6 protein-coding genes are annotated in these 5,781 nt (G+C 47.9%); 5 read left to right on the top strand and 1 reads right to left on the bottom strand.

What is annotated here, in order from left to right; genetic code table 11:
* Positions 1–87: 87 nt before the first annotated feature.
* The 3 genes from ACKLKD_RS27260 (at position 88) to ACKLKD_RS27250 (ending at position 2,427) form a co-directional block, all read left to right on the top strand.
* Entirely contained in the window at positions 88–354 is a 267-nt protein-coding gene (locus ACKLKD_RS27260; RefSeq protein WP_003026799.1) for a DUF1778 domain-containing protein, read from the top strand.
* Positions 342–824 (top strand): GNAT family N-acetyltransferase, encoded by a 483-nt coding sequence (locus ACKLKD_RS27255; protein WP_004187044.1) that lies wholly within the window; start codon positions 342–344, stop codon positions 822–824. Before ACKLKD_RS27260 ends, ACKLKD_RS27255 begins: the two co-directional genes overlap by 13 nt.
* Positions 825–1,023: 199 nt before the next feature.
* Positions 1,024–2,427, top strand: coding sequence for an ISNCY-like element ISKpn21 family transposase (locus ACKLKD_RS27250; protein WP_087806403.1), 1,404 nt, complete (start codon positions 1,024–1,026; stop codon positions 2,425–2,427).
* A gap of 28 nt (positions 2,428–2,455) precedes the next feature.
* Here ACKLKD_RS27250 and ACKLKD_RS27245 read toward each other — a convergent pair whose 3' ends face one another.
* Positions 2,456–3,088: a DUF6904 family protein gene (locus ACKLKD_RS27245; protein ID WP_001567369.1), complete on the bottom strand. Its 633-nt coding sequence runs from the start codon at positions 3,086–3,088 to the stop codon at positions 2,456–2,458.
* Between the two features lie 229 nt (positions 3,089–3,317).
* Here ACKLKD_RS27245 and ACKLKD_RS27240 point away from each other — a divergent pair, with 229 nt between their 5' ends.
* Positions 3,318–4,664, top strand: coding sequence for an ISNCY family transposase (locus ACKLKD_RS27240; RefSeq protein ID WP_077251107.1), 1,347 nt, complete (start codon positions 3,318–3,320; stop codon positions 4,662–4,664).
* 159 nt (positions 4,665–4,823) lie between these two features.
* Positions 4,824–5,528: a toll/interleukin-1 receptor domain-containing protein gene (locus ACKLKD_RS27235; RefSeq protein WP_031591821.1), complete on the top strand. Its 705-nt coding sequence runs from the start codon at positions 4,824–4,826 to the stop codon at positions 5,526–5,528.
* The last annotated feature ends 253 nt before the right edge of the window (positions 5,529–5,781 follow it).

The raw sequence follows: 5,781 nt of genomic DNA, 5'->3' as shown, positions 1-5,781 counted from the left end.
TTGTTGGCACTTTGATGTGTATATCATTTGCTATACATTCGTGTTGTGTTATTCTTGTATATCAATTGCTATACAAGAGAGGTGTGTATGAAATCAGATGTTCAACTCAACCTAAGAGCTAAAGAGTCTCAGAGGGCACTCATCGATGCCGCTGCAGAAATCCTTCATAAATCGCGAACCGACTTCATTCTTGAGATGGCCTGCAAGGCTGCGGAGAACGTGATCCTTGATCGTCGTGTTTTCAATTTTAACGACGAACAGTATGCAGAGTTCATCGATATGCTCGATGCACCAGTCGAGGATGAGCCTGCCATTAATAAACTACTGGCAAGGAAACCTCAGTGGGATGTATAACTGCGCCCGAGCCGTTATCCAGCGCCCATCAACTGGCAGAGTTCGTCAGTGGGGAAACGGTACTCGATGAATGGTTAAAACAGAGAGGTTTAAAAAATCAAGCTCTTGGCGCTGCACGAACTTTCGTTGTTTGCAAGACGGGTACGAAGCAAGTAGCTGGTTTTTACTCTTTGGCCACCGGTAGCGTTAACCATACGGAAGCGACAGGCAGTCTTCGGCGTAACATGCCAGATCCTATACCGGTGATTATACTCGCTCGCCTGGCGGTAGATGTTTCATTGCACGGAAAAGGGGTTGGCGCCGATTTACTTCACGATGCGGTTCTACGCTGTTATCGCGTAGCTGAGAATATTGGCGTTCGTGCGATAATGGTTCACGCGCTTACTGAAGAAGCCAAAGGTTTCTATGCTCACCATGGATTTAAGGCATCGCAAACTTATGAGCGGACTCTGTTCCTTAAACTTCCATGACTAGTTACTGGAGTGGGGAGGTGACTGATACCGACATAATATATTGATTATCATATTATTTATTTCAATATTTAACATAATCTTTGTTATGCGCACTAGATATGTAATGGCTCAATAGTAATGTCCGCCTGTGGCTCAATTCAGATGTCCGCGCTATGGTAAGCTTCACTGGTCCGTTTAAACTACCGGGAGGCATATCATGAGCGCAGAAAGCTCAGGAGTGTTTACTTTGAAAGAGATCAACCGGATCAAGATTATACAGGACGTCATTGAACGTCGCATCACAACGCGCCGTGCGGCCGAGCACCTCGGTATCAGCGACAGGCAATGCCGCAGACTTCTTGCCCGTTACCGTGAAGGCGGACCGCTTGGTATGGCCAGCAGACGATGTGGCATGCGTGGTAACCGCCAGTTGCCACCCGGGCTCGCAGATCAGGCTCTGGAACTGATCAAGACGCGTTATGCTGATTTCGGTCCGACTCTGGCGCGTGAAAAGCTCGAAGAACTCCACGGACTGTTTCTTGGCAAAGAAACTGTCCGGCGCATCATGGTGCGGGCTGGCTTATGGGTTCCCCGTAAACAACGTGCCGCAAGGATCCCTCAACCACGGTACCGGCGTCCGTGTACTGGTGAGCTGATACAAATAGATGGCTGTGATCACGACTGGTTTGAAGGCCGTGGCCCGGCCTGCACCGCGCTGGTCTATGTTGATGATGCAACCAGCAAACTGATGGAACTGTTGTTTGTTAAATCGGAGTCCACGTTTTCTTACTTCGAAGCCACGCGGCGCTATATCGATAAGCATGGTAAACCGCTGGCACTGTACAGCGATAAAGCCGGTGTTTTTCGTGTTAACAATAAACACGCCACAGGCGGAGACGGGCATACTCAGTTTGGGCGAGCCATGCATGAACTGAACATCCAGACTATCTGTGCAGAAACCAGTCCCGCCAAAGGGCGTGTAGAACGAGCTCACCTCACTTTACAGGATCGTCTGGTCAAAGAGCTGCGGTTACAGGGCATTTGTTCAATGGAGGCTGCAAATGACTTCGCTGAGGCCTATATGGCTGACTATAACCGCCGTTTTGGCAAAGTACCGCGACATGATTTTGACGTACACCGTGCTGTAGAACATGATGAGGACCTGGGGCTTATTTTCACTGTTCGTGAAAAACGTAAAGTCTCAAAATCGTTGACGATACAATATGATAAAATGTTGTACCTGATTGAAGACAGCGAACTGAGTCGCCGTGCAATGGGTAAATATATCGATGTGTATCACTATCCTGATGGCAGAAAAGAGCTGCGCCTGAACGGTACGCTACTTCCCTACTCTACCTACGACCGACTGTCAGAAATCGACCAGGGCGCGATTGTCGATAACAAGCGTCTTGGCCGAACCCTGGAGTTTATCAGTCTGGTGCAGAGCAAGCGGGATAACACGCGCTCTCAGTCAATTCCCGCTGGAGATGGCCCTTCCCGACGACGGCCAAAGCAGGAAGGGAAGAAATCCCAGCGCTCACTGGATAATGATGACATTCTCGAAGCACTCAAACAGCTTCAGTCACGTTCAGAGGACATTTTTGGTAAAAGAGCCCGCTGATGGTACTCACTGGCCGGACAGTGGTTGCTCACCAGTTGATATTGTCCGGCCAGACCCATGATGTATTATTCATTTCGTTCAGCATCTTTATGTCCTGCTTTTCACGGGCATACTTACCCCATAATGAATGAAAAGAACGAACAATACTGATTAACTGCTTTTTTCTTTGCTCCGGAGATAGGCTGATAAAATAGCAGCACCTGCTGTCAATATTATCCTCAATGAAATTAAAATCAGAGTCTGATGCATATTTTACTGTTAGCATAATATCATTCGACGTTGTTCTCTCAGACTCTGTTAATGCTGATTCTATCAGGTATTCAAAGGCATACATGACAGACAGCTGGTTTTTGTCTGTCTGAATATAACCCATTGAGTTTCTGAGTATTGAGGACTGTACCAGGACCAGAGGCCATAAAAGCTCAACACCATAAAGCTTATATGTATCATGTTGATCATACTGATGTTGCTCAACACGACGATTACCTTCCCGTGCTTTACGAATATCATAGGCAAGGGATAACATAAATCCGTCTTTAACTTTAATCAGTGGGCTTTCATCCACGATGTAATGAATGAGTTCATGTAATTCATTCAGGGCTTCTGAATCTCCCCACAGTATAAAACCTGCATTGTTCGGCGTTAACTCGTATCGAAGCATGGGCTCAATCATCCTGTTGTTTCAGTCGGAGGAAAGTCTATCAGTAAAGAGAATGAGAGATCAAAGTGGTCATTTTAATTGAGCTGGATAACGGACATTTCAATTGAGCCTTGACAAGATATGTAGCTCCCATATTCTAATGTCACTTTTAACCCATTTAGTGATGTCACTTTTTCTGGCATAAAGGATCCAATCCTCAGGCCATGGAGACATCAGGATGCTTGTGACCATGTCAGATAAAGAAATCAGTCGGATCAACGTCATTCAATCAGTTGTTGAAAAACGTATGCGCCGTCGTGATGCTGCTCATCAGCTTGCTTTGACCGAACGTCAGACACAGCGGTTAATGAACCGCTTTCGTGAGTCTGGTGCCGCAGGATTGGTAAACCTTCGGCGTGGACGCCCTGGTAATCACAGGCTTCCTGAGTCACTGAAGCTGCGAGTTCTTTCGTTACTTCACGATCATTACAGCGACTTTGGACCAACACTGGCCGCAGAAAAATTACGCGAACGCCACAACATCACAGTATCTGTTGAAACGCTCAGAAAATGGATGACAGCGGATGGACTCTGGGTTCCTTATTCACGTCGCAGGCCCCGCGTTCATCAACCCAGATATCGGCGTGACTGCCTCGGAGAACTTGTTCAGATTGATGGTTCCCCGCACGACTGGTTTGAAGGCCGTGCACCGAAATGCTGCCTGCTCGTCTTTATTGATGACGCGACTGGCCGCCTGATGCACCTCCGTTTTGGTGAGACTGAATCAGCTTTTGATTACATGATGGCCACTCGCGAGTATCTCGAGCAACACGGCAAGCCCCTTGCGTTCTACAGCGATAAGCACGGCATTTTCAGGGTCAATAATGGAGGATCCACTACGACCGGAGTCACCCAGTTTGGCCGTGTACTTTCTGAACTTGGGATCGAGTTGATTTGTGCCAACAGTCCACAGGCTAAAGGCCGTGTGGAGCGAGCAAATCAGACACTTCAGGATCGGCTTATCAAAGAGATGCGTCTCGAGGGAATCTGCAGTATTGAAGCCGCCAACGCCTGGCTGGATACCTTCATCGCTGACTTCAATCGTCGCTTCGCAAGACCAGCAAAATACCCCAAAGATCTGCACCGCCCGGTGTCTGAAAGCAACGAAGAGCTGGATGATATCTTTGCTTGGCAGGAACTGCGTAAGCTGTCTAAAACGCTGACATTCCGCTATGACAAAATGATATATCTGGTTGAACCTACTGAAGAAAATACTCGCATCGCTGGCGAGAAAATAACTGTCTACGACTATCCTGACGGCACGCTGGCATTCAAATACGGTTACCGTTCACTCAAATATCAGGTGTTCGACAAACTGGAATGTCTCGACCAGGGGCAAATTGTTGATAACAAACGTCTTGGGGCTGTACTGAAGCTGGCGCAAAGCAAAATGGATGAACTCGAACGCGATGGCAAGCGTGACAGGAGCAAAAAGATGCCAAAACGACGGGCTCAGGCCAGAGTTCAGGAGCAACTCAGGGCAATTAATCCGGTCCTGGTAAACCCGGATGAATTCAGGGCCAGCCTGAAACGCTAGCCCCCTGCTCTTTTTTTTGGATAGTTCAGCTGTGGCAGTGTGATGAAGTACAAGCTTTTGAAAACATGGCAGTTGAGTTTGCAACCAATAATCCCCATTACTTATCTGGTTTTACTATCACAGCAGATATATTCCAGAATATTAAGGGGAAAACAGAACATGGCCAGATGTACGGCTCCTGTACGTGGACATAGCTCAGCAGCCGCCGCTGCTGCCTGTCCAGCCTGTCGCAATCGCAGTGGTTATCGCCGCAGCAGCTACAGTTATGATAGTTATCCGTCCTACTCCTCGTCAGGCAGCGCTGGCGGAAGTCGTGGAAGCAGTAGCGGTGGTTCCAGCAGCGGTACAAAGCCTCGCTGGTCAAAATCGGGATCTTCCGTTTCCTACACAACCGCCCAAGTACAATCTCTCACACCGATTCGCCAAACGGTAGAGAAGCTTGTCGCAGAGAAGCCGGATTTGCGTGATGTATTCCTTTGCCACGCTTGGGATGATCGACAAGGCGTAGCCAAAGAGCTACACGATTTGCTCGAGGCTGCAGGCGTCAAAGTATGGTTTAGCGAAAAGGATCTTGCTCTTGGCGTTCCTATGATGCGTGCCATCGATAAAGGATTAGCAAATTCTCGAATCGGTCTGGTATTAGTGACTCCAGCGCTATTAAACCGACTGCCCAAAGAAGGCGTTGCTGATAAAGAGCTTTCAGCTTTACTGGCCGGGAACCAACTCGTACCGATCGTTCATAACACAACGTATGAAGCTCTCCGCAATGTCAGTCCCTTGCTCGCATCCCGAAGCGGTCTGGACACGGGAGAAGATACGCTGGCAGTTGTCGCAACAAAAATTGCAGAATTGATTACTGTGTAGAGTAACGACTCCCACTCAAACTAAAATATCTGGTCTACTACCGCAGGCCAGATATTTTACCTTTTATCACCTCTCCCTTCAGAACATAACTTCCGCCCATGTCCATGTCACTTCAGGTGACATTTGAAACTGGCTAAACCGAGTGACTTTTTAATCTTGTAATAACAAGATATGTCAGCACAAAGCGTTATTGTCGTCTCAGCACAATTCACACGCGTCGTGTACGCTAAGCCTTCATTTTGCTCAGCACAGG

The organism is Klebsiella sp. 10982, assembly GCF_048589245.1.
GTDB lineage: Bacteria > Pseudomonadota > Gammaproteobacteria > Enterobacterales > Enterobacteriaceae > Klebsiella > Klebsiella quasivariicola.
Note: the sequence above shows the minus strand (reverse complement) of the source record. Positions and strands in the feature narration are given on the sequence as shown.

Bases quoted from the DNA above. Each gene is read 5' to 3' on its own strand.
- ACKLKD_RS27260 (WP_003026799.1), top strand. From the start codon at position 88: ATGAAATCAGATGTTCAACTCAACCTAAGAGCTAAAGAGTCTCAGAGG.
- ACKLKD_RS27250 (WP_087806403.1), top strand. From the start codon at position 1,024: ATGAGCGCAGAAAGCTCAGGAGTGTTTACTTTGAAAGAGATCAACCGG.
- ACKLKD_RS27245 (WP_001567369.1), bottom strand. From the start codon at position 3,088: ATGCTTCGATACGAGTTAACGCCGAACAATGCAGGTTTTATACTGTGG.
- ACKLKD_RS27240 (WP_077251107.1), top strand. From the start codon at position 3,318: ATGTCAGATAAAGAAATCAGTCGGATCAACGTCATTCAATCAGTTGTT.
- ACKLKD_RS27235 (WP_031591821.1), top strand. From the start codon at position 4,824: ATGGCCAGATGTACGGCTCCTGTACGTGGACATAGCTCAGCAGCCGCC.